The following is a 20,896-nucleotide window of genomic DNA, read 5'->3' as shown; positions in this document are numbered from 1 at the left end:
ACAACTGCCACGAGGTTATCCATGGACAATTCCGACATCACGCGTCAACTCTCGGCATTCAGACAAACCATCGACAATATCGACGCCGCGCTCATCCACATGCTTGCTGAACGGTTCCGCTGTACTGATGAGGTCGGCTTGCTTAAAGCCCGACATCAATTGCCAGCGGTGGACAAGAAGAGAGAGCAGCATCAATACGAACGTCTGACAGCCCTCGCCCAGGAGGCCAACCTCGATACGGCCTTCGTCCAGAAGCTGATGCAGTTTGTCATCGGTGAAGTGGTCGACCGCCACAGACAATTTGCGACCAGGCATAACCCAGGACTCTGCGAGGGCGCTGTCCTCAAACCTGAAAACACCGCCGTCTAACCCGCCGCCTCCCCTCACTAGACGCCCGGGAATTGCTGATAGATCGCAGACAACTCGATAGAGAAGCGACTGAATAAGCCCCTTTCTCCGACCGATTCCTGAAAGGCAATTAGACTATCAAGACGAGCAGAACCGCATGAAATGGCCAATGATCGATCAGATTCGCAGTTTCACTGTTTTACCCTCTGGCTACACATGGGATTACCTGAAACGCGAGGAGATCGATGTAGCGATAATTTTTTTCCAGACGTGGTTTCCCTCCATTACGGTGGGGTTAGGGAGCCCTTTTCTGAACCAGCAATTTTATGAAGACAACGTGGTGCTCGAAGACGATCTGGAGCGGGCGATGTTCGCTATAGTGGTCCGCCGAAATCATGAAATCGTCGCGATAGCAACGTGGGAAAAAATTGACGGCGCTGATGTCATCTTCGGGCGAGTGGGCGCGGTAGCCAAACATCATAGACAAACCAAACTGGCCGTAGCTGCCCAAGACCTCGGAGAAAAAATGGGAAGGTTCATGGGAGCGGGCTTGATCTATGGTATGGCGACAACCAGCGCTCCGTATATGCAACAAGCATTGGAGCATGCGGGTTACAAAGCCGTAGGAATAATGCCTGGCTTCGACCAAGAGGAAACAGAGCCAGGAATCGTTCGCAGGGTTTACGAAGTCATCTACGCAAAACGACTCGCCCCCAACTCAAATTTTCTGATTCCTTCAGTACACAACCTCACACCGACCGTCGCTCGGCTTTATGCAGAAATATTTCACGAAACAATCAGGGCTGAATGAGAGGCAAGCATAAAACCAGTGTGTTTCGGATCAAATAAAGATCCTCGCTCACGCTGATTGCGTTGCTCGGGAGCGCCGCTTTAGCTTGCGTGCCAAAAGAACGCGAAGGCGCACCGAATACCAGGTACTGCCATACTGGAGTCAGTCGCAGGTCACCATTCAAGATCACTCGCACACTCAATGCGATTGGGGGCAAAAGGGGGGGCAAATAACAGCATTATCGACCTGAAAACGCCTTCCTAGAGCCTAGTCAAAATGTTTTTTGGTGATCCGGACAGCCTGTAACAGAACTCCACTAGATTATATAAAGACCTTTCATAATTGGTTCTTTAAAAGGTGCGGGTGACTCATGGCAGTCCCTCAAAACAAACAAGAACTGCTCAGCGTCATCAAGCAGGTGCCTGCGCATCGGGTCAACGAACGCAGCCTACATGAAGCCGCTGCCGGCAGCGGTGATGTCATAGGCGACGGCGACATCGCGACAGGCTCTACGTCATTTCCTGGCGCGGCGCGCAGCCCAGCGACCAACCGAAGTTCATGCCCGCAGCCGCCAGCAGAATGGCGCCCGCCCCGATCACCTGCAGGCCTCCAAGCGGATGCGCGAAGGCAACCCAGTCAACCAGGATGGCCACGATCGGATAGATGAATGACAGTGCGCCGACCAGCGTCGTGGGGATTTTCTGGATGGCGCTGTACAAAAGGGTCGACATCAGACCGGTATGGACCACGCCGATAATGATCAGGTAAGCCCAGGCACCCTCGATCATAGTGACTCTGGTGAAGTCGACGAACGGTGCCAGGGCCAGCACGCCTACCACCATCTGGATCAGCACGATCAGGTGCGCGGGCAAGTCCTTGAGGCGCTTGGTGATCGCCGCCGCGACAGCGTAGAAAAAGGCTGAAGCCAAGGCCAGGCAAACGCCCAGCAGGTAGTCGGCGCCTGCGGCCTGTCCATTGCCTTTGGCGGACACGATCAGCATCAGACCGGCGAAGGCCAGCAGCAGCCAGCCGACCTTGGCGAGGTTGAGGCGTTCCGCGAAGAACAGCACACCCAGACCAACCAGCATGAACGGCTGAACGTGGTAGACCACCGTTGCAATGGCGATAGTGGAATGTTTGTAGGCACTGAATAGCAGCACCCAGTTCAGAATCAGCGCCACACCGCCCAGGCATACCAGCAAGAACTGCCGAGCGTTGATGCGGCAACGGCGCAGCACACCGAGCATCAGGCACGCGATCAGCATCGCCATTGCGCCAAACAGGCACCGCCAGAACACCACCGCCTCAGGACTCTGTCCCGACATGATGACGAACCAGCCCACCGTGCCGGAGATCACCATGGCCGAAATCATTTCCAGCGTCCCACGGGTTTTCGACTTCATCACTCACTGCTTCCCTGCTGTTGGCATTGACGCACCCTGACCCGCCATTCGCGGGCCTGGCTCAAAAATAGAACTTTATAATGAATTAATGGCCGTTATACTGAACAGCGCACGGGTAAGCGTCAACCCATTTCAGGATGATATGCAGAACAAATGAACAGCAAAACGAACGAAACGTTGAGGAATAACGCCAGCCGAATTGAGTTACTGGCCCTTTCAATCAAACGCGAGCGCCTGGCCGCCGGGCTTTCCTTGACCGAGCTGGCGAAGCGCGCCGGGGTGGCAAAGTCGACGTTGTCTCAGCTGGAGTCAGGCATCGGTAATCCCAGCATCGAAACCTTGTGGTCACTGGCGATTGCAATGGGCTTGCAAGTCACCCGGTTCTTCGAACAACCCCAGCAGGTACTGAGGATAATTCGCGCCAATGAGGGCATGACGGCCTATGCCGAGACTGCCCATTATGCAGCGACACTGCTCGCTGATTGCCCGGCGGGCGTGCAGCGCGATATCTACCGGCTCAACGTGCAACCCGGCGAAGTTCGGCGGTCTCAGCCCCACCCACAGGGCACCGTAGAGCACGTGGTGCTGTGCAGCGGCAGTGCCCATGTCGGCCCGGCGACGGGACCTGTGTTGCTGAATGCTGGCGACTACATCAGCTACCTGGCGAATGTGCCTCACGTGTTCGAAGCACTCGAGGCGGACACCACTGCGGTGATGGTGATAGAACATCCCTGAGGGTGCGAAAGGCTTCAGCGGCCTCCGAGCGCGGCCTAACCGGTGCGCTGTCGGCGGATAAACCGGCGGCCTAAAAGACGAAACTGTGCCCGAGTTCTCCCTCCATCCACTCCAGGAAACGCCTGACCCTGGGAAAGCTCGAGTGCGATGCGCTTGCTGCGTGGCAACGTACCGTTGGTGCTCGACGAATACGGCTATAAATTCGAGATTGGCAAAGCCAAGACCCTGCGCACGGGCAACGATGTCCTGATCATTTCCACCGGGCTGATGACCATGCGCGCACTGGAAGCGGCCAAGGAACTCCAGGCGGAAGGCGTGGATGTCGCGGTGTTGCACGTACCGACCATCAAGCCTCTGGATGAGCAGACTATTCTGGCCGAGGCCAGAAAGTCGGGGCGCCTGGTCGTGACGGCGGAAAACCACTCCATTATCGGCGGCTTGGGCGAAGCCGTGGCGACCGTGCTGTTGCGCAACGGGGTGACGCCGACCTTCCGGCAAATCGCTCTGCCGGATGCGTTTCTCGATGCCGGCGCACTCCCGACGTTGCACGATCGCTACGGTATTTCTATCCAGGCGGTGTGCGCGCAGATCAAGGACTGGCTATAAGGGCTATCGGCCGCAGCTTCAGGCCTGCGGCAACCGCGCAACGACCTTGATCTCGAAATCAAAACCATACAGCCAGGTCACGCCGACCGCCGTGATCGTTGGAAAAGGCGCTTGCCCCCAGTAATGCGGTACCACTTCCCATACGTCTTCGAAGATTTTTTGCGGATCGACCATGAAGACGGTCACGTCCTGCACATCATCAAAGGTGCAACCGGCAGCAGCCAATACGGCATTGAGATTGTTGAAGGCACGGTGAACCTGAGCCTTGAGCTCCGGTTCGGGCGATCCGTCTTCACGGCTGCCGACTTGTCCTGAAACAAACAGCAGGCCATTACTGCGCACCGCAGCCGAGTAACGATTGCGCTCGTAAAGGTCCTGGCGTGCGGCGGGAAATACTGCGTCTCGAGTGTTCATCAGCAAAACTCCAGTGGTTGGTCAGCGACATCAACACTGTAGGGCGCTTGCCCAGGGCGGATAAACCAGCAATGCTGGCCATCACTGTTTGCGATTCCCAAACAATCTGGAGCGTCCATGGACCGTTTCGACGCCATGCAAGCCTTTGCGCGAGTGGTAGAGACAGGCAGCTTCACCCGCGCCGCCCGCACCTTGCACATGAGTAAAACCACCGTCACCCAGTTGATCCAACAATTGGAAGCGCGTTTGCGCGTGAAGCTGCTCAACCGCACCACACGCACGGTAAAAGTCACCGCTGATGGCCTCGCCTACTACGAGCGGGTGCAATTACTGTTGGCCGCCCTGGATGATGCCGACACCGCGCTGTCCGGGGCCGCAGCCGCGCCGCGCGGACGCCTGCGGGTCGACGTGCCCAGCCCACTGGCCCGTTTGATCCTGATCCCGGCCTTGCCGGCGTTTCATGAGCACTACCCGGATATCCAGCTGGACCTGGGCGTAAGCGACCGGAATATCAGCCTGATCGATGACAGCGTTGATTGCGTGATTCGCGGTGGAGAAATCACCGATATTTCGCTAGTGGCACGGCACATCGCGGACTTGCCGCTGGGCGTGTACGCGGCGCCCGGTTACCTGGCACTGCATGGCACGCCCGCTCACCCGCGAGAATTGCAGGAAGGTACGCACCGTGTCGTCGGTTATCGCCAGGCGCGTACCGGCAAGGCGCTGCCCTACACGCTGCGACGCACAGAAGAAACCGTGGTAGTGCACGGCCGGCACGCGCTGACAGTCGACGATGGCAATGCCTACCTGGCCGCCGGCCAGGCCGGGCTGGGCGTGCTATGGCTGCCGCACTACATGGCGATGCAACCCGTGGCGAATGGCGAACTGGTCCGGCTGTTCGAAGACTGGACCATCGCGCCGATGCCGCTGCACATCGCCTACACGCCGAACCGCCATGTAAGCCGCAAGTTAAGGGTGTTCATGGACTGGGTGATGGAGTTGATGGCAGAGCATGTACCGCAGATTGCCCCGCCCTCGCCCGGCAGATGATGTTCCGTTTCATTTGATCTTGATCACCACTTTGCCTTTGGCACGGCCTTGTGCCAGATAGTCGAGCGCTTCCTTGGCCTGCTCGAACGCAAACACCTTGTCGATCACCGGCTGGATTTGGCCCGACTCAAGCAGTTTGCCAATTTCAGTCAGTTGGACGCCTTCAGGACGCGCAAACAGAAAGGAATACGCCACGCCGTTTTTTCTCGCCAGCCGCACGATCTTGCGACTCATTAATCCGAAGACAAACTCCAGAAAGATATTCAACCGACGAGCGCGAGCAAACGCTTTATCCAACGGCCCGACGAGGGAAATGATCTTGCCGCCAAGCTTGAGGATCTCGACGGCCTTCTCGATGGCATCTCCTCTGATCGTACCGAGCACCAGGTCATAGCCGTGCAGCACGTTCTCGAACGCTTGCTGCTTGTAATCGATCACCTCATCGGCGCCCAGGATGCCGACCATCTGGACATTGGCGGTACTGGTGTTGGTTGCCACCTTGGCACCGAGGTACTTGGCCAGCTGGATCGCAAACGTCCCAATGCCGCCGGAACCCGCAGGAATGAAGACTTTCTGGCCGGGTTGCAGATCGGCGCGCTCTTTCAGGGCTTGCCACGAGGTGAGCCCGACCATCGGAATCGAAGCGGCTTGCACAAAGTCCAGGTTGGCAGGCTTTGGCGCAGCGACAGCCTCGGGCACCGCCACATATTCAGCGATTGAGCCGGTGCCCAGGTCGAACACATTGGCAAACACGGCATCGCCCACCTTGAAGCGGGTCACATTGCTCCCCACCTCGGCCACCACGCCGGCCAGGTCGCTGCCCATGACGGCCGGCAATTGGAACTTCAAGACCGGCTTGAACACCCCTGCGGTGATCATGTTGTCGACCGGGTTAACGGCTGCGGCATGCACGTCGACCAGCATTTCGTTGGGTTTCAACACTGGACGAGGCACTTGGGCAAATTCGATGCCTGGAGATTTGCCATAGCGTTTGAAGGTGAGCGCTTTCATGGTGCTGTGATTCCGTAGAGGGATGGATATCAGGCTTGCGCTTGATAACGCTCGGCGGCATGGGCTTGGCGAATGTCGCTCAACAACCCTTGGCGCGCCTGATCCAGCGCATCCCAACGACCCGCCGCGTGCAGTGGCGGAACAGTGACGAGCTCGCGACGGTCAAAGCCGACCAATGCAGCGTCTACCAGCTCTTCAACATCCATGACGTCGGAAAGCGTGTTGAGGTCGATCCCGGCGCGCTCCCAGATTTCGGTGCGGGTTGCCGCTGGCAGCACGGCCTGCACATACACGCCTTTGGGCGACAACTCCACGTTCAGGCCTTGGGACAGGAACAGCACGTAAGCCTTGGTGGCGCCATAAATCGTCATGCCGAACTCGGGTGCGAACCCCACCACTGATCCAAGATTGACGATCGAGCCTGTACCGGCCTGCGCGAAGCGTGGCGCGACTGCTGCTGCAAGGCGTGTCACCGCGGTGATGTTCAGTGAGATAAGCCCTTCGATCGCCTCGGTGCTTTGCTGGACCATACTGCCGGACTGAGCCAGGCCGGCATTGTTGATCAGAATGCCGATACGGGAGTCGACGCGCAGGCGGGTTTCGACGGCGGTGAGATCAGCGCTACGGGTCAGGTCGGCTTGCAGCACGTCGACCGCCACGCCGGTGTCTTTACGTAGACGTTCGGCCAGGGTCTCAAGGCGTGCCTTGTCACGTGCAACAAGCACCAGGTCGTGGCCACGACGAGCAAAGCGTTCGGCGTAGGTGGCGCCAATCCCGGAGGAGGCGCCAGTGATCAGCACAGTAGCAGGCGTTGTCATGCGATGAATTCCTTCATAAGGGTTTTTGGCACGGGCTGAAACGGTGTGAGCTTCAGCCGCAGATTCAAGGATTCTGCTGTTGGAACGCACTTATGATTACGGACATAATCTAAAATGTCAACAGTTTGATGTCGATCAACATCAATGTATGATGAAGCACTCACACTTGAACAAAACGTTGTTGGGTATTCGATGAAGGTCACTAAACAGCAAGCACAGGCCAACCGGGCGCACATCGTTGAAACCGCCTCCGCGCTTTTTCGCGAGCGCGGTTATGACGGCGTCGGTATTGCCGATCTGATGTCGGCGGCGGGCTTTACCCAGGGAGGCTTTTACAAGCACTTCCGGTCCAAAGCCGATCTGATGGCAGAATCGGCCACTTGCGGCTTGATGCAGTCCACCGCATTGACGGCTGAGGGTTCAGCGTCCGAATTCTTGAAGGTGTATCTCTCTCGTGAGCATCGCGACAACCGCGCCACCGGCTGCACGATTGCGGCGTTGTGCGGGGATGCGGCGCGCAAAGAGGACGACGTGCGGGCCACATTTGCTGCTGGCATCGAGGCTCAATTAGCAGCGTTACGAGGCAAGTCCGACAGTGCGGACTCTGCCGAGGCTCGGGCAAAGCGCCTCGCCACAATGGCGCATGCATTGGGCGCCATCGTCATGTCGCGCGCCTGCCCTGACGACTCGCCGCTGGCTGATGAGATTCTGCAGGTTTGTCGCGAAGCAATCTTCGCGTCGTTGACGCCAGATGACACCCGTGAATTGATTGACTGAACGTCACAGCAACCGCAGCCTGAGACGTGTGTCGCAGTGCCGTGTGAAACAGTTGTCGGCGACGGCGCGATCACCCAGAATCGCGCCCCCGACCATCGGGCACTACAGGGATATTCTGCACATGGCTGCTTCAAATAAATGGCTGATGTCTTCAGTCGCTTATTACCTCGACTTTTTCACCGTCCCCCTCTTCGTCATCCTCGCCCTCTGCCTCGCTCCCTTTGACCTCGGCCTGGCGCTCGTGGGCCTGTTGGTATGGACGCTGGTGGAGTACTCGGCACACCGCTTCCTATTCCACTCGCTGTACCGCCGCGAGCATTGGACCCACCATGTCGATGTGCTCGCCTTTATCGGTGTGTCCAGCTGGAAAACCAGCTCCACCTTTGCCGCGCTACTGCTGTTCGCCTGGTACACCGAGCTGACGTCGGCCTTTATCGGCGCCGTGGTGGGCTACCTCTATTACATCTCGGTCCACTACGTGATGCACCGCCCGCAGCACTGGGCCTATGCCTTTATTCCAGGGCTCGTGGCCAATCATGATCTGCACCATCGCCAGGGTATCGAGAAGAACTTCGGCGTGTCTTCGCCGCTGTGGGACCATGTGTTTCGTACTTACATTCGGGCTGAGGTCGCCCGGGCACGCTAGCCGGGTAGCCATTCAGGGTCATGCCGTCAATGTGCAGTGACACACAACGTCATCCGCTTAGTGGCAACCTTCCTTGCAGCTCCCGTAAAAGACCTTTGCTATCACGGCCATTGATAGCTCCCTAACGAAAGCCCCATGCTAGAGGGCTAAACTCGCGCTTATATCATTCCGAATGATAGTTACCTTTGCTTCATTCGATTCGTGACATAGCACATCGCCGCGCATGATCCGCCCATCTCAAATACATTGGCGGATGCACCTCATGGAACAGTCACTCAAACATTTGCGCTTCCCCTTGGCGATTTTGGCCGTAGTGGTGATGAGCGCGTGCGGCAAGACCCCGGAACAAGCGGCCGCCATGCCTGCTGCCAAAGTCAGCGTGGCGAAGGTGCTGGAACAACCAGTCAACGAGTGGGATGAATTCACCGGTCGCCTGGAAGCCCCAGAAATCGTGCAGATTCGTCCACGGGTCTCTGGCCAGATTGACCAAGTCGCTTTCACCGAAGGCGCTTTGGTCAAGAAAGGCGACCTGCTGTTCCAGATCGACCCGCGTCCGTTCCAGGCTGAAGTGCGCCGCCTTGAAGCCCAGTTGCAACAAACCCGCGCCGCCGCCACCCGCAGCGATAACGAAGCGCAACGTGGCGAGCGCCTGCGCCAGAGTAATGCGATTTCCGCCGAACTGGCCGACTCGCGCACCACCGCTGCCCAGGAAGCCCGCGCGGCCGTCGCCGGGATCCAGGCGCAGTTGGACCTGGCCAAGCTGAACCTGAGCTTTACCCGTGTGACCTCGCCGATCAGCGGCCGCGTCAGCCGTGCCGAAATCACTGCCGGCAACCTGGTGACCGCTGACACCACCGCGCTGACCAGCGTGGTCTCCACCGACAAGGTCTACGCCTACTTCGACGCCGATGAGCGCGTGTTCCTCAAGTACACCGAGCTGGCTCGCCAAGGCCGCCGTGGTGCAACCACGCCGGTGTACCTGGGCCTGTCCAACGAAACCGGCAACCCGCACTTGGGCCAGATGAACTTCGTCGACAACCAGGTCAACCCGGCCACCGGCACCATCCGTGGTCGCGCTGTGTTCGATAACAGCAAGGGCGAATACACCCCCGGCCTGTATGCACGCCTGAAACTGGTCGGCAGCGGCACCTACTCTGCCGTGTTGATCACTGACGAAGCCGTCGGCACCGACCTGGGCAAGAAATTCGTGCTGGTGATGGAAGGCGACAAGCCGGCCTATCGCTCGGTGGAACTGGGGCCGAAGATCGAAGGTTTGCGCATCGTGCGCAGCGGCCTGAACAAGGACGACACCATTATCGTCAAGGGCCTGCAGCGCGTGCGCCCAGGGTCGCCGGTGGCCCCGGAAACCATTCCGATGGCCAGCCAGGAAACCCTCGCCGCCTTGGCCAAACAACGACAAGCGCTTGAAGCCAGCAACCTGGAACAAGTGGCGCCGGATAAAGCCGCGCCCAAACTTGCCAGCGCGACTCCACGCGGTTAAGGGATACGACTCAAGATGAATTTTTCCAAGTTCTTCATTTCGCGGCCGATCTTCGCAGCAGTGCTCTCGCTGTTGATCCTGATCGCCGGTGCGATCTCGCTGTTCCAATTGCCGATCAGCGAATACCCGGAAGTGGTGCCGCCGACTGTGGTGGTCCGCGCCAACTTCCCGGGCGCCAACCCCAAGGTCATCGGTGAAACCGTCGCCGCTCCGCTGGAGCAGGCGATCACCGGCGTCGAGAACATGCTGTACATGTCCTCGCAGTCGACCGCCGACGGCAAGCTGACCCTGACCATCACCTTCGCCCTGGGCACCGACCTGGACAACGCGCAGGTGCAAGTGCAAAACCGTGTGACGCGGACTCAGCCGAAACTGCCTGAGGAAGTGACGCGCATCGGTATTACCGTGGACAAGGCCTCCCCCGACCTGACCATGGTGGTGCACTTGACCTCCCCGGATCAGCGCTACGACATGCTCTACCTGTCCAACTACGCGTTGCTCAATGTGAAGGATGAGCTGGCGCGTCTGGGCGGTGTGGGTGACGTGCAACTGTTCGGCATGGGCGATTACTCCCTGCGTGTGTGGCTGGACCCGAACAAGACCGCTTCGCGCAACCTGACCGCCACCGATGTGGTGACCGCGATCCGTGAGCAGAACCGTCAAGTGGCTGCCGGTGCCCTGGGTGCGCAACCCGCGCCGACTGCCACCGCCTTCCAGTTGTCGGTGAACACCCAAGGTCGCCTGGTGACGGAGGAAGAGTTCGAAAACATCGTGATTCGCTCAGGCGACAACGGTGAAATCACCCGCCTCAAAGACATCGCACGGATCGAGCTGGGCTCCAGCCAATACGCCCTGCGCTCGTTGCTCAACAACCAACCGGCCGTGGCGATCCCGATCTTCCAGCGCCCTGGCTCCAACGCCATCGAGATTTCCAACGAAGTGCGCGGCAAAATGGACGAGCTGAAAAAGAGCTTCCCGCAAGGGATGGACTACAGCATCGTCTATGACCCGACCATCTTTGTGCGCGGCTCCATCGAAGCGGTGGTGCACACCCTGTTCGAAGCGCTGATCCTGGTTGTCTTGGTAGTGATCCTGTTCCTGCAGACCTGGCGCGCGTCGATCATTCCTTTGGTGGCGGTGCCGGTATCGTTGATCGGTACGTTTGCGGTAATGCACCTGTTTGGCTTCTCGCTCAACGCGTTGTCGCTGTTCGGCCTGGTATTGGCCATCGGTATCGTGGTGGACGACGCCATCGTGGTGGTGGAAAACGTCGAGCGCAACATTGAGCTTGGCCTGGAACCGTTTGCGGCGACTGAAAAAGCCATGAGCGAAGTGACCGGCCCGATTGTTGCCACCGCGTTGGTGCTGTGTGCGGTGTTCATTCCGGCGGCATTCATCAGCGGCTTGACCGGGCAGTTCTATAAACAGTTCGCCTTGACCATTGCGATCTCGACGGTGATCTCGGCCTTCAACTCGCTGACCTTGTCCCCAGCCCTGGCCGCCGTGTTGCTGCGCAGCCATGACGCGCCAAAGGATCGTTTCTCGAAGGTTCTCGACAAGCTGTTCGGCGGCTGGTTGTTCAAACCGTTCAACCGCTTCTTTGACAAAGCCAGCCACGGCTACGTCGGCACCGTACGCCGGGTGATTCGCGGTAGCGGTATCGCGCTGTTCCTGTATGCCGGCTTGATGGTGCTGACCTGGTTCGGTTTTGCCCACACCCCGACCGGTTTCGTACCGGCCCAGGACAAGCAATACTTGGTCGCCTTCGCCCAATTGCCGGACGCCGCGAGCCTGGACCGCACTGAAGACGTGATCAAGCGCATGTCTGACATCGCGCTGAAACAACCGGGTGTGGAGGCCGCCGTGGCCTTCCCGGGCCTGTCGATCAACGGTTTCACCAACAGCCCGAACAGCGGCATCGTGTTCGTGACCTTGAAACCGTTCGACGAACGTAAAGACCCGAGCATGTCCGCCGGTGCGATTGCCGGCGCGTTGAACGGTAAATACAGCGACATCCAGGAAGCCTACATGGCGATCTTCCCACCGCCGCCGGTACAGGGCCTGGGTACGATTGGTGGCTTCCGCCTGCAGATCGAAGACCGTGGCAACCTGGGTTACGACGAGCTGTACAAAGAAGTGCAGAACATCATCACCAAGAGCCGCACCACGCCGGAGCTGTTCGGCCTGTTCACCAGCTACACGGTCAACGTGCCCCAGGTCGATGCGGCTATCGACCGTGAAAAGGCCAAGACCCACGGCGTGGCGATCAGCGACATCTTCGACACCCTGCAGATCTACCTGGGTTCGTTGTATGCCAACGACTTCAACCGCTTCGGTCGCACCTACCAGGTCAACGTGCAGGCTGAACAACAGTTCCGCCTGGATGAAGACCAGATCGGCCAGCTGAAAGTGCGCAACAACAAAGGCGAGATGATCCCGTTGGCGACCTTCATCAAGGTAAGCGACACCTCGGGCCCGGACCGCGTGATGCACTACAACGGCTTTATCACGGCTGAAATCAACGGCAACGCTGCACCGGGCTACAGCTCGGGCCAGGCAGAAGCTGCGATTGAAAAACTGCTGAAAGACGAACTGCCCAACGGCATGACCTATGAGTGGACCGACCTGACGTATCAGCAAATCCTTTCGGGCAACACCGCACTGTTCGTGTTCCCGCTCTGCGTGCTGCTGGCGTTCCTGGTACTCGCCGCTCAATACGAAAGCTGGAGCCTGCCGCTGGCGGTGATCCTGATCGTACCAATGACGCTGCTGTCGGCCATTACCGGGGTGATCATCTCGGGTGGCGACAACAACATCTTCACCCAGATCGGCCTGATCGTATTGGTAGGCCTGGCGTGTAAGAACGCGATTCTGATCGTCGAGTTCGCCAAGGATAAACAGGCAGAAGGCCTCGACCCGCTCGCTGCGGTGCTGGAAGCCTGCCGCCTGCGTCTGCGGCCGATCCTGATGACCTCGTTCGCTTTCATCATGGGTGTGGTGCCACTGGTGTTGTCCAGCGGTGCAGGTGCCGAGATGCGTCACGCAATGGGCGTGGCGGTGTTCTCCGGGATGATCGGTGTGACCTTCTTCGGTCTGTTGCTGACGCCAGTGTTCTACGTACTGATCCGTCGCTATGTGGAGCGCCAGGAAGCGCGCAAAGCGGCCAAGGCCTTGAAGCTGGAGACACAGCAATGAGTGTGAAAGTATTCTTGCCGAGCTTGCTGGTACTGGCGCTGAGCGCCTGTGCCGTAGGCCCGGACTACAAAACCCAGACCCCGGAGGCGGCCAATGTGATGGCCGCCGCCGATGCCAAGAAATATGACCACGCCAAGTTCGAAGGCATCTGGTGGCAACAGTTCGAGGACCCGACCCTCAACCAGTTGGTGACTCAGTCGCTGCAGGGCAACCGTGATTTGCGCGTCGCCTTTGCCCGTCTGCGGGCCGCCCGCGCCATCCGCGATGACGCCAGCAATGACGCGATGCCGACCATCACCAGCCGCGTCAGCAGTGACCAGGGCAAAGGCCAGATTCCGGGCCAGACCACTAGCCGCGTCAAGACCGAGCGTTACGACCTGGGCCTGGACATGGCCTGGGAGCTGGACCTGTTCGGCCGCATCCAGCGCAACCTGGAAGCCACCGACGCCGACCAGCAGGCCGCCGAGGCTGACTTGTACCAACTGCAAGTCACCATGATTGCCGAACTGGTGGATGCCTACGGTCAACTGCGCGGCGCGCAACTGCGTGAACGCATTGCCCTGGACAACCTGAAGAACCAGCAGGAATCGCGCACCATCACCGAAAGCCTGCGCGATGCCGGCGTGGGTGATCAGTTGGATGTGGAACGTGCCGACGCACGCCTCGCGGCGGTTGAAGCCAGCGTGCCGCAACTCCAGGCCGAGCAAGTGCGCGAGCGCAACCGCATCGCCACCCTCCTCGGCCAGCGGCCCGACAAGCTCACCGTAGACCTTGGTCCTAAAGACCTGCCAGCGATTGCCAAGGCATTGCCGATTGGCGACCCGGGGCAACTGCTGCAACGTCGCCCGGACATCCTCAGCGCCGAACGCAAACTGGCCGCCGCCACTGCGCGTATCGGTGTGGCCAAGGCCGATTTGTTCCCACGGGTCAGCCTCAGCGGCTTCCTCGGCTTTACCGCCGGGCGTGGTTCGCAGATCGGCTCGTCCGCCGCGAATGCCTGGGCCCTTGGCCCGAGCATCACCTGGGCAGCCTTTGACCTGGGCAGCGTACGCGCCCGTTTGCGCGGCGCGGATGCCGAGGCTGATGGCGCGCTGGCAAGCTACGAGCAACAAGTGTTGCTGGCGTTGGAAGAATCCGAGAACGCCTTCAGTGACTACGGCAAGCGTCAGCAACGCCTGGTCTCACTGATCCGCCAAAGCGAATCCAGCCGCGCCGCCGCCGACCTGGCTGCGATCCGCTACCGCGAAGGCACCGTGGACTTCCTGGTGCTGCTCGACGCGCAACGTGAGCGTCTGGCCGCTGAAGACTCCCAGGCGCAGGCCGAAGTCGACTTGTATCGCGGGATTGTGGCGATCTACAAGGCGCTGGGGGGTGGTTGGAAGCCGGACACGGTTGTCGCCACCGCCAAGTGAAGTAAAGAGCTCCTTTGGTTGGTCGCATCCAGCCAATTTTTAGCCCCGTGGTCCATTCGGTCACGGGGCTTTTTTTTGCCTGAAACCCGAGTTCACTGAGCGGGACGGGCGCGACGATCACGTCACTTGGATTTCGCCCTTCGTGCCCTGTCGATCTTGTCATAGTGCGCACGTGTTTCGATGTTCAAGGCTGAGGTAGCTTTGTCCGCAATCTCGACGGTGGTCCAATCAAACACATTGGACACGCGATAGATCAACTCGCCGTCCGTGAGAAACACCTCATGACGGCCATCGGTGTCGGGTACCAATTGCGCCTTCTGCATCAAGGGAACCTGCCGTTTGACGCGCTCAACGTCAGTGGTATTAAACGAGATGCTCAACTGTTTGAGACGGTCAGCATCATCAAAATAGGCACCCACGACATAGATCGGAACATCGCCCAAGCTGTAAGGATGGTTGGGCTCTAGCGCCCTGTAGTAAGGCATTGGAACTGAATAGCTCAAGTTGTATTCCCTGTTTACCTGCGCAAAGTAGGGCTTGAGCGTGTCAAGGACCTGCTGACGTGACATACCCAGGGTGAAATCACCAATGCCCAACGCCGACCAGGCGGTCAGCGGGAAAAGCGCCCAGCACAGCAACATAGCCAATGACTTTCGCACGATCACTCTCCTTGAATGTACCGGCGCAAACTACTACGGCAGGCGCGTAAAGCGAAGGGGGTTGGCGCCAGGGATCACCGGTTTTCGTTGAGAATCAGACTGCGGTAATGCCCCGGATTCGACCCCGCCCACTTACGAAATGCCTTATAGAAGGAGCTGGTGTCCGCAAATCCGAGTCGCTCGGCAATTTCAGCAAAGCTGATCTGTGGCTCCGCCAACCACACAATCGCCAACTCCTTGCGCACACTGTCCTTGAGCCCCTGATAAGTCTGCCCCTCTTCCGCCAGGCGACGGCGCAAGGTTGAGGCCGAGATGCACAGGCTCGTGGCGAGGCCTTCGGTTTCCGGCCAGGTGTCGGGGGGCATTTGGCGCAAGTCGTGTTTGATGCGAGTAGCGAGGCTATCGGGGTCGCGGTACTTGACCAGAATATTGGCCGGCGCGTGGGCCAGGAAGCGCTTGAGTTCTTCCGGGCTGCGCTTGATCGGCACGTCGAGGCAGTCGGCGGAGAAGATCATGCGGGTGCGCGGCCGGTCGAAACGCAGGTTGTCGGAGAACATCACCTGATAGTCAGCGCAGAAATCCGGTTTTGGGCAGCGCAGCTCAATGGCCAGGATCGGAATCCGCCGTCCGGCCAGCCAACAGGCTACGCCGTGCACAATCATCCAATACGTAAAGTAGGTGAAGGCCCTGTTGGGTTCGGGCTCCGGTTCCAGCAGCACGATCTCCGCCAGACTTTGTTGACGCACCAGTTGGGCCGGCATTCGCTCCAGCATCAGTGACAGAAACCCCAGGCCGGTTTCCAGGCTTGCGCCGAGGGTGGGTTGCGCCATGGAAGCGCGGCAAAGGAAGGCCAGGCTGCCGGACCTGAGCTTGCGCGGGTCCATGCCGAAGAACTCATCGTCCATACGCCGCGCCAGCAGGCGCCATAGACGCGCATAGGTCGTGGCCGAGACGCGCGCATCGGGCTGGTCCAACAGTGCCGGGGCGATACCGGCTTTGTTCAACACTTCGACGGCGGCTTCACCGGGTGCGCAGCTCTGCAACAAGGCTTCGCGCACGAGGTGGAGGGAGATGGTGTCTTTTTCCGACATGAGCGATCGGGCATCCGGCTGCACACAATAGTGGCGTGCATCATAAGGTGGGCCGCGATTTGCCACCACCGTTCAGTCCCTGTTCAGCAAACGTCAAGAATTGTTGTTTAGCAATGAGTATCATTATGTTACAACTTAGCCTCCTAACTAGTTCACCCCGCGGTGCCGAATGCTCGTTCCCTTTCTCATCATGCTGCGCGAAGGCATTGAAGCCGCATTGATCGTTGGCATCATCGCCAGCTACCTGCAACAGACTGGCCGTGGTCAGTGGATGCCGGCTGTCTGGATCGGCGTATTCCTCGCCGCTGCGCTGGCCCTGCTGGTCGGTGGCGGCCTTGAGTTGGTCAGCGCGGAGTTCCCGCAAAAGCAGCAGGAACTGTTCGAGGGCATCGTCGGCCTGGTCGCCGTGGGCATCCTCAGTTCGATGGTGTTCTGGATGCGCAAAGTGGCGCGGTCCATCAAGCATTCCCTGCACGCCTCCCTTGACCATGCGTTGGCCGGTTCCAAACACCAGGTGACCGCGCTGATCCTGATGGTGTTTTTCGCGGTGGCCCGTGAAGGCCTGGAAACTGTGTTCTTCCTGCTGGCGGTGTTCCAGCAGAGTGAAGGCCCGGGCGCGCCGATTGGTGCCCTGCTTGGCCTGGTCCTGGCGATCATCGTCGGCTTCCTGATTTACACCGGCAGCATGCGCCTGAACCTCGGCGCGTTTTTCCGCTGGACCGGCCTATTTATCCTTGTCGTCGCCGCCGGCATCCTCGCCAACTCGGTGCAAGCCCTGCACGAAGCGGGCGTGTGGAACCACCTGCAAACCGTGCTGTTCGACTTCAGCGCTGCTTTGCCGATGGACAGCCCGCTGGGTTCGGTACTGGCCGGCATGTTCGGCTATCAGGAAGCGCCCACCGTCAGCACCCTCGGTGCTTACCTGATTTACCTGGTGGTGGCGCTGGTGATGTTCTTCCTGCCCGCCGCACCGCCCAAGCCTGCCACCACGCCTTCTTCCGTTTCCACCCACTAAGGACCGCCTCTTGTCCAACCCAACTCCTCAACCGGCTCTGCCACCCCGCGCCCTGCGTTGGGCCGTGGCAGGCTCGGTGGTCGTGATGATCGCCGCCGGTGGCCTGTTCTATTACGCCTCGCAACTGGCGGCCAGCAAGCGCCAGGCCAACCACAATGAAATTGCCGTGACGATCCACGGCCATGCCTGCGAACCGAATGAACTGACGGTACCGGCCGGCCGCGCGAGCTTCCGCATCATCAACCGCTCCGAGCGTGCGGTGGAATGGGAAATCCTCGACGGCGTGCTGGTGGTCGAAGAACGGGAAAACATCGCCCCCGGCCTCAGCCAGGTGATCAACGCCAACCTGTTGCCCGGCGACTATGCAATCACCTGCGGCCTGCTGAGCAATCCACGTGGCACCTTGCATGTGACGCCCACCGCCGAGTCCGACGCACAGGCCAAGGCCAAGCCGTCGATGGTCGCGTTTATTGGCCCGCTGTCGGAATTCCGCGTGTACTTGAGCAGCCAAGGCAGCGCATTGGTCAAGGCCGTGACCGCCTTGCAGCAAGCAATCGACGCGGGTGACCTGGCGCAAGCCCAAGCGCTTTACCTACCGGCGCGCGAGGCTTACCAGCGACTGGCCCCGGCGTCGCAACGCCTGGCGGAGTTGGACAACGCGATCAACGCCCGCGCCGACTACTTCGAGAAACGCGAACAGGACCCAGCCTTCAGCGGCTTCCACCGCGTCGAATACAGCCTATTCCAACAACGCAGCCTCGAAGGCCTGGCGCCGATTGCGCAGCGCCTGGTAACCGACGTCACGACATTGAAGCAACAACTGCTGGCCCAGTCCCTGCCGCCGGAGCAACTGGTGAGCATCGTGGTGCGCAACCTCAATAGCCTGGCCGATGTGCGCGCCATCAGCGGTGAAGAAGAGCGCTACAGCCACGTCGACCTGAATGGTTTTGCCGCTAACTTGGAAGTCGCCCACAAGGTTGTCGAGCTGATGCGCCCGCTGCTGACCAAGTCCGCCGCCGACCTGTTACCAAACGTCGACAGCGCCCTCGCGGCCTTCGACAGCGAACTCAATGGTTTGAAAGTCGACGGCCAGTACCGCCGCTACGACAGCGTGACCGCCGATCAGCGCAAGCAGATCGCCGACAAGGCCAAGGCTCTGGCCGTTGCACTCGATGGAATCGACCCCGCCCTTGGCCTTTCCGGCCTGCAGTGAAGACGACCGCCTATATGAGTAATTCAGAACAGTTTGACCTTCAGCGCCGCCGTGTCCTGCTGGGCATGGCCGCCACCGGCGCCGCGATTGCCGGTAGCACATTGAGCTGCCCGGCCATGGCCGCCGCAGCGGAACAAGTCACCACGGCACCCCGCAGTGACAAAACCCAGGACCACCACGATTTTTTTGGCAAGCACCAAACTGGCATCGTCACTCCACGCCCGGCCTGCGGCATGCTGGTGGCGTTCGATGTACTGGCCAGCGACCGTGAAGACTTGGAACGCCTGTTCCGCACGTTGAATGAACGCATCGCTTTTCTGATGACCGGCGGCACCGTGCCGCAAGTCGATCCGAAACTGCCGCCCACCGACTCCGGCATCCTCGGCCCGGTGGTGACGCCGGACAACCTCACCATCACCGTGTCTGTCGGTGAATCGCTGTTCGACGAGCGCTTCGGCCTCACAGCAGTCAAGCCCAAGCACCTGAGCCGCATGGTCGGTTTCCCCAACGACGCGCTGGAGCCGGCGCAGTGCCACGGTGACCTGAGCCTGCAATTTTGCTCCAACACCACTGACACCAATATCCACGCCCTGCGCGATATCGTGAAAAACCTGCCGGACCTGCTGCTGGTGCGCTGGAAGCAGGAAGGCAGCGTTCCGCCGCAGGCGCCGAGTAAACCCGGAGAGCCTGCGCAGAGCGCGCGTAACTTCCTTGGTTTCCGTGACGGTTCGGCCAACCCGAATTCCAACGACGCCACGACCATGGACCAGATTGTGTGGGTCCAGCCTGGCAGCGACGAACCGGCCTGGGCGGCCAACGGCAGCTATCAGGCCGTGCGCATCATCCGCAACTTCGTCGAGCGTTGGGACCGAACGCCGCTGCAAGAGCAGGAAAGCATCATCGGCCGCATCAAGCCGACCGGCGCGCCGATGGACGGCGACAAAGAAACCCAGGTGCCCGACTACAGCAAGGACCCGGAAGGCAAATTGACCAAGCTCGATGCCCATATCCGCCTGGCCAACCCGCGCACCCCGCAGACTCAGGCCAACCTGATCCTGCGCCGGCCGTTCAACTACTCCAACGGCGTCAACAAAAACGGTCAGCTGGACATGGGGCTGTTGTTCATCTGCTACCAGGCTGACCTGGAGAAAGGCTTTATCAGCGTACAAACCCGGCTCAACGGCGAGCCCCTGGAGGAGTACCTCAAGCCGGTCGGCGGCGGGTACTTCTTCACCTTGCCAGGGGTCACGGGACCGAAGGATTTCATCGGGCGCACGCTGCTGGCTGCAACGCACCCTCAAACCACTGCCACTACCTAAAACAACCCCCAGAGCGGAAATCGTCCCATGAAGAAGTCGACCATTGCGTTTTCGTTGTTGCTGACCCTTTCGCCGCTGGCGGCGTTTGCCGCTACCGCGCCGCTGGACCTGGTAGGCCCGGTGTCGGACTACAAGATCTACGTCACCGAAGAAATCGGTGAGCTGGTCACCCAGACCCAGGCGTTCACCGACGCCATCAACAAAGGCGACCTGGCCACCGCCAAGAAGCTCTACGCGCCGACCCGCGTGCACTATGAGTCCATCGAGCCGATTGCCGAGCTGTTCAGCGACCTTGATGCGTCCATCGACTCCCGCGTCGATGACCATGAAAAAGGCGTGACCGCCGAAGATTTCACCGGCTTCCACCGCATCGAATACGCACTGTTCTCGCAGAACAGCACCAAGGGCCTGGAAACCCTCACGGCCAAACTCAACACCGACGTCAACGACCTCAAGACCCGCGTCGACGGCCTGACCTTCCCGCCGGAAAAAGTCGTCGGCGGCGCCGCAGCGCTGCTTGAAGAAGTCGCCGCCACCAAGATATCCGGTGAGGAAGACCGCTACAGCCACACCGACCTGTACGACTTCCAGGGCAACATCGACGGCGCGAAGAAAATCGTCGACCTGTTCCGTGGCCAGATCGAGAAGCAAGACAAAACCTTCCTGGCCAAAGTCGACAAGAACTTCGCCGCCGTGGACAAGATCCTGGCCAAGTACAAAACCAAGGACGGCGGCTTCGAGACCTACGACAAGGTCAAGGAAAGCGACCGCAAGGCGCTGGTGGGTCCGGTCAACACCCTGGCTGAAGACCTGTCCATGTTGCGTGGCAAGCTGGGCCTGAACTAAACGCTGGATAAAAAAAGACCCAGCCCTGTTGAGGGGCTGGGTCTTTT

The 20,896-nt window shown here is 59.7% G+C and carries 19 protein-coding genes and 1 pseudogene; 14 read left to right on the top strand and 6 right to left on the bottom strand.

Features of this window, described 5'->3' with window-relative positions:
- Positions 1-21 precede the first annotated feature (21 nt).
- Positions 22-369, top strand: a complete 348-nt coding sequence (locus tag HU722_RS14180) for a chorismate mutase (protein WP_065873174.1) — start codon at positions 22-24, stop codon at positions 367-369.
- A gap of 136 nt (positions 370-505) precedes the next feature.
- Positions 506-1,159, top strand: a complete 654-nt coding sequence (locus tag HU722_RS14175) for a hypothetical protein (protein WP_127927330.1) — start codon at positions 506-508, stop codon at positions 1,157-1,159.
- A 488-nt stretch (positions 1,160-1,647) separates the two neighbouring features.
- On the opposite strand, the gene HU722_RS14170 is transcribed toward HU722_RS14175, so the two are convergent.
- A complete protein-coding gene (locus HU722_RS14170) occupies positions 1,648-2,541 on the bottom strand; it encodes a DMT family transporter (RefSeq protein ID WP_065873176.1) in 894 nt (297 codons plus the stop codon).
- A gap of 153 nt (positions 2,542-2,694) precedes the next feature.
- Here HU722_RS14170 and HU722_RS14165 point away from each other — a divergent pair, with 153 nt between their 5' ends.
- Together HU722_RS14165 and HU722_RS14160 are read left to right on the top strand one after the other, a co-directional pair.
- Complete coding sequence (locus tag HU722_RS14165; protein WP_186754961.1) at positions 2,695-3,276, top strand: helix-turn-helix domain-containing protein; 582 nt, start codon at positions 2,695-2,697, stop codon at positions 3,274-3,276.
- 147 nt (positions 3,277-3,423) lie between these two features.
- Positions 3,424-3,882: pseudogene (locus HU722_RS14160) on the top strand (transketolase C-terminal domain-containing protein); the annotation flags it as partial.
- An 18-nt stretch (positions 3,883-3,900) separates the two neighbouring features.
- On the opposite strand, the gene HU722_RS14155 reads toward HU722_RS14160, so the two are convergent.
- Positions 3,901-4,296, bottom strand: a complete 396-nt coding sequence (locus tag HU722_RS14155; RefSeq protein ID WP_065873178.1) for a RidA family protein — start codon at positions 4,294-4,296, stop codon at positions 3,901-3,903.
- A 117-nt stretch (positions 4,297-4,413) separates the two neighbouring features.
- Here HU722_RS14155 and HU722_RS14150 point away from each other — a divergent pair, with 117 nt between their 5' ends.
- On the top strand, positions 4,414-5,346 hold the full coding sequence (locus HU722_RS14150) for a LysR family transcriptional regulator (protein WP_065891013.1): 933 nt from the start codon (positions 4,414-4,416) through the stop codon (positions 5,344-5,346).
- Between the two features lie 9 nt (positions 5,347-5,355).
- Here the strand turns inward: HU722_RS14150 and HU722_RS14145 are convergent, their stop codons facing one another.
- Entirely contained in the window at positions 5,356-6,357 is a 1,002-nt protein-coding gene (locus tag HU722_RS14145; RefSeq protein WP_065891014.1) for an NADP-dependent oxidoreductase, read from the bottom strand.
- A gap of 29 nt (positions 6,358-6,386) precedes the next feature.
- Positions 6,387-7,175, bottom strand: a complete 789-nt coding sequence (locus HU722_RS14140) for an SDR family NAD(P)-dependent oxidoreductase (RefSeq protein ID WP_065880467.1) — start codon at positions 7,173-7,175, stop codon at positions 6,387-6,389.
- Between the two features lie 192 nt (positions 7,176-7,367).
- Between HU722_RS14140 and HU722_RS14135 the strand changes: the two genes are divergently transcribed.
- From HU722_RS14135 to HU722_RS14115, 5 genes are all read left to right on the top strand, one after another.
- Positions 7,368-7,952 carry a TetR family transcriptional regulator gene (locus tag HU722_RS14135; protein WP_065891015.1) on the top strand — a complete coding sequence of 195 codons (585 nt, stop codon included), beginning with the start codon at positions 7,368-7,370 and terminating at the stop codon, positions 7,950-7,952.
- Positions 7,953-8,073: 121 nt separating this feature from the next.
- Entirely contained in the window at positions 8,074-8,598 is a 525-nt protein-coding gene (locus tag HU722_RS14130; protein WP_065873182.1) for a sterol desaturase family protein, read from the top strand.
- Between the two features lie 262 nt (positions 8,599-8,860).
- Positions 8,861-10,099: a multidrug efflux RND transporter periplasmic adaptor subunit MexE gene (gene mexE, locus HU722_RS14125; RefSeq protein ID WP_065891042.1), complete on the top strand. Its 1,239-nt coding sequence runs from the start codon at positions 8,861-8,863 to the stop codon at positions 10,097-10,099.
- Between the two features lie 15 nt (positions 10,100-10,114).
- Positions 10,115-13,294, top strand: coding sequence for an efflux RND transporter permease subunit (locus HU722_RS14120; RefSeq protein WP_065880465.1), 3,180 nt, complete (start codon positions 10,115-10,117; stop codon positions 13,292-13,294).
- Complete coding sequence (locus tag HU722_RS14115) at positions 13,291-14,706, top strand: efflux transporter outer membrane subunit (RefSeq protein ID WP_065880464.1); 1,416 nt, start codon at positions 13,291-13,293, stop codon at positions 14,704-14,706. The genes HU722_RS14120 and HU722_RS14115 overlap by 4 nt, the downstream gene beginning before the upstream one ends.
- Before the next feature lie 122 nt (positions 14,707-14,828).
- On the opposite strand, the gene HU722_RS14110 is transcribed toward HU722_RS14115, so the two are convergent.
- Both HU722_RS14110 and HU722_RS14105 read right to left on the bottom strand, forming a co-directional pair.
- Positions 14,829-15,365 (bottom strand): hypothetical protein, encoded by a 537-nt coding sequence (locus HU722_RS14110; RefSeq protein ID WP_139113199.1) that lies wholly within the window; start codon positions 15,363-15,365, stop codon positions 14,829-14,831.
- 74 nt (positions 15,366-15,439) lie between these two features.
- Entirely contained in the window at positions 15,440-16,456 is a 1,017-nt protein-coding gene (locus tag HU722_RS14105; protein WP_065880463.1) for an AraC family transcriptional regulator, read from the bottom strand.
- A 169-nt stretch (positions 16,457-16,625) separates the two neighbouring features.
- Here HU722_RS14105 and efeU point away from each other — a divergent pair, with 169 nt between their 5' ends.
- Genes efeU through efeO (HU722_RS14085) form a run of 4 tightly spaced genes read left to right on the top strand, consistent with a single transcriptional unit; the run spans position 16,626 to position 20,849 of the window.
- A complete protein-coding gene (gene efeU, locus HU722_RS14100; protein WP_065873188.1) occupies positions 16,626-17,471 on the top strand; it encodes an iron uptake transporter permease EfeU in 846 nt (281 codons plus the stop codon).
- A gap of 10 nt (positions 17,472-17,481) precedes the next feature.
- Entirely contained in the window at positions 17,482-18,684 is a 1,203-nt protein-coding gene (gene efeO / locus HU722_RS14095; RefSeq protein WP_065880462.1) for an iron uptake system protein EfeO, read from the top strand.
- 14 nt (positions 18,685-18,698) lie between these two features.
- Positions 18,699-20,003 carry an iron uptake transporter deferrochelatase/peroxidase subunit gene (efeB, locus tag HU722_RS14090; RefSeq protein WP_065891043.1) on the top strand — a complete coding sequence of 435 codons (1,305 nt, stop codon included), beginning with the start codon at positions 18,699-18,701 and terminating at the stop codon, positions 20,001-20,003.
- 27 nt (positions 20,004-20,030) lie between these two features.
- Positions 20,031-20,849: an iron uptake system protein EfeO gene (gene efeO, locus HU722_RS14085; protein WP_065891016.1), complete on the top strand. Its 819-nt coding sequence runs from the start codon at positions 20,031-20,033 to the stop codon at positions 20,847-20,849.
- Positions 20,850-20,896: the final 47 nt, after the last annotated feature.

This window comes from Pseudomonas tritici (assembly GCF_014268275.3).
Classification (GTDB): domain Bacteria; phylum Pseudomonadota; class Gammaproteobacteria; order Pseudomonadales; family Pseudomonadaceae; genus Aquipseudomonas; species Aquipseudomonas tritici.
The sequence above is the reverse complement of the archived record's forward strand: the minus strand, read 5'-3'. Positions and strand labels throughout refer to the sequence as shown.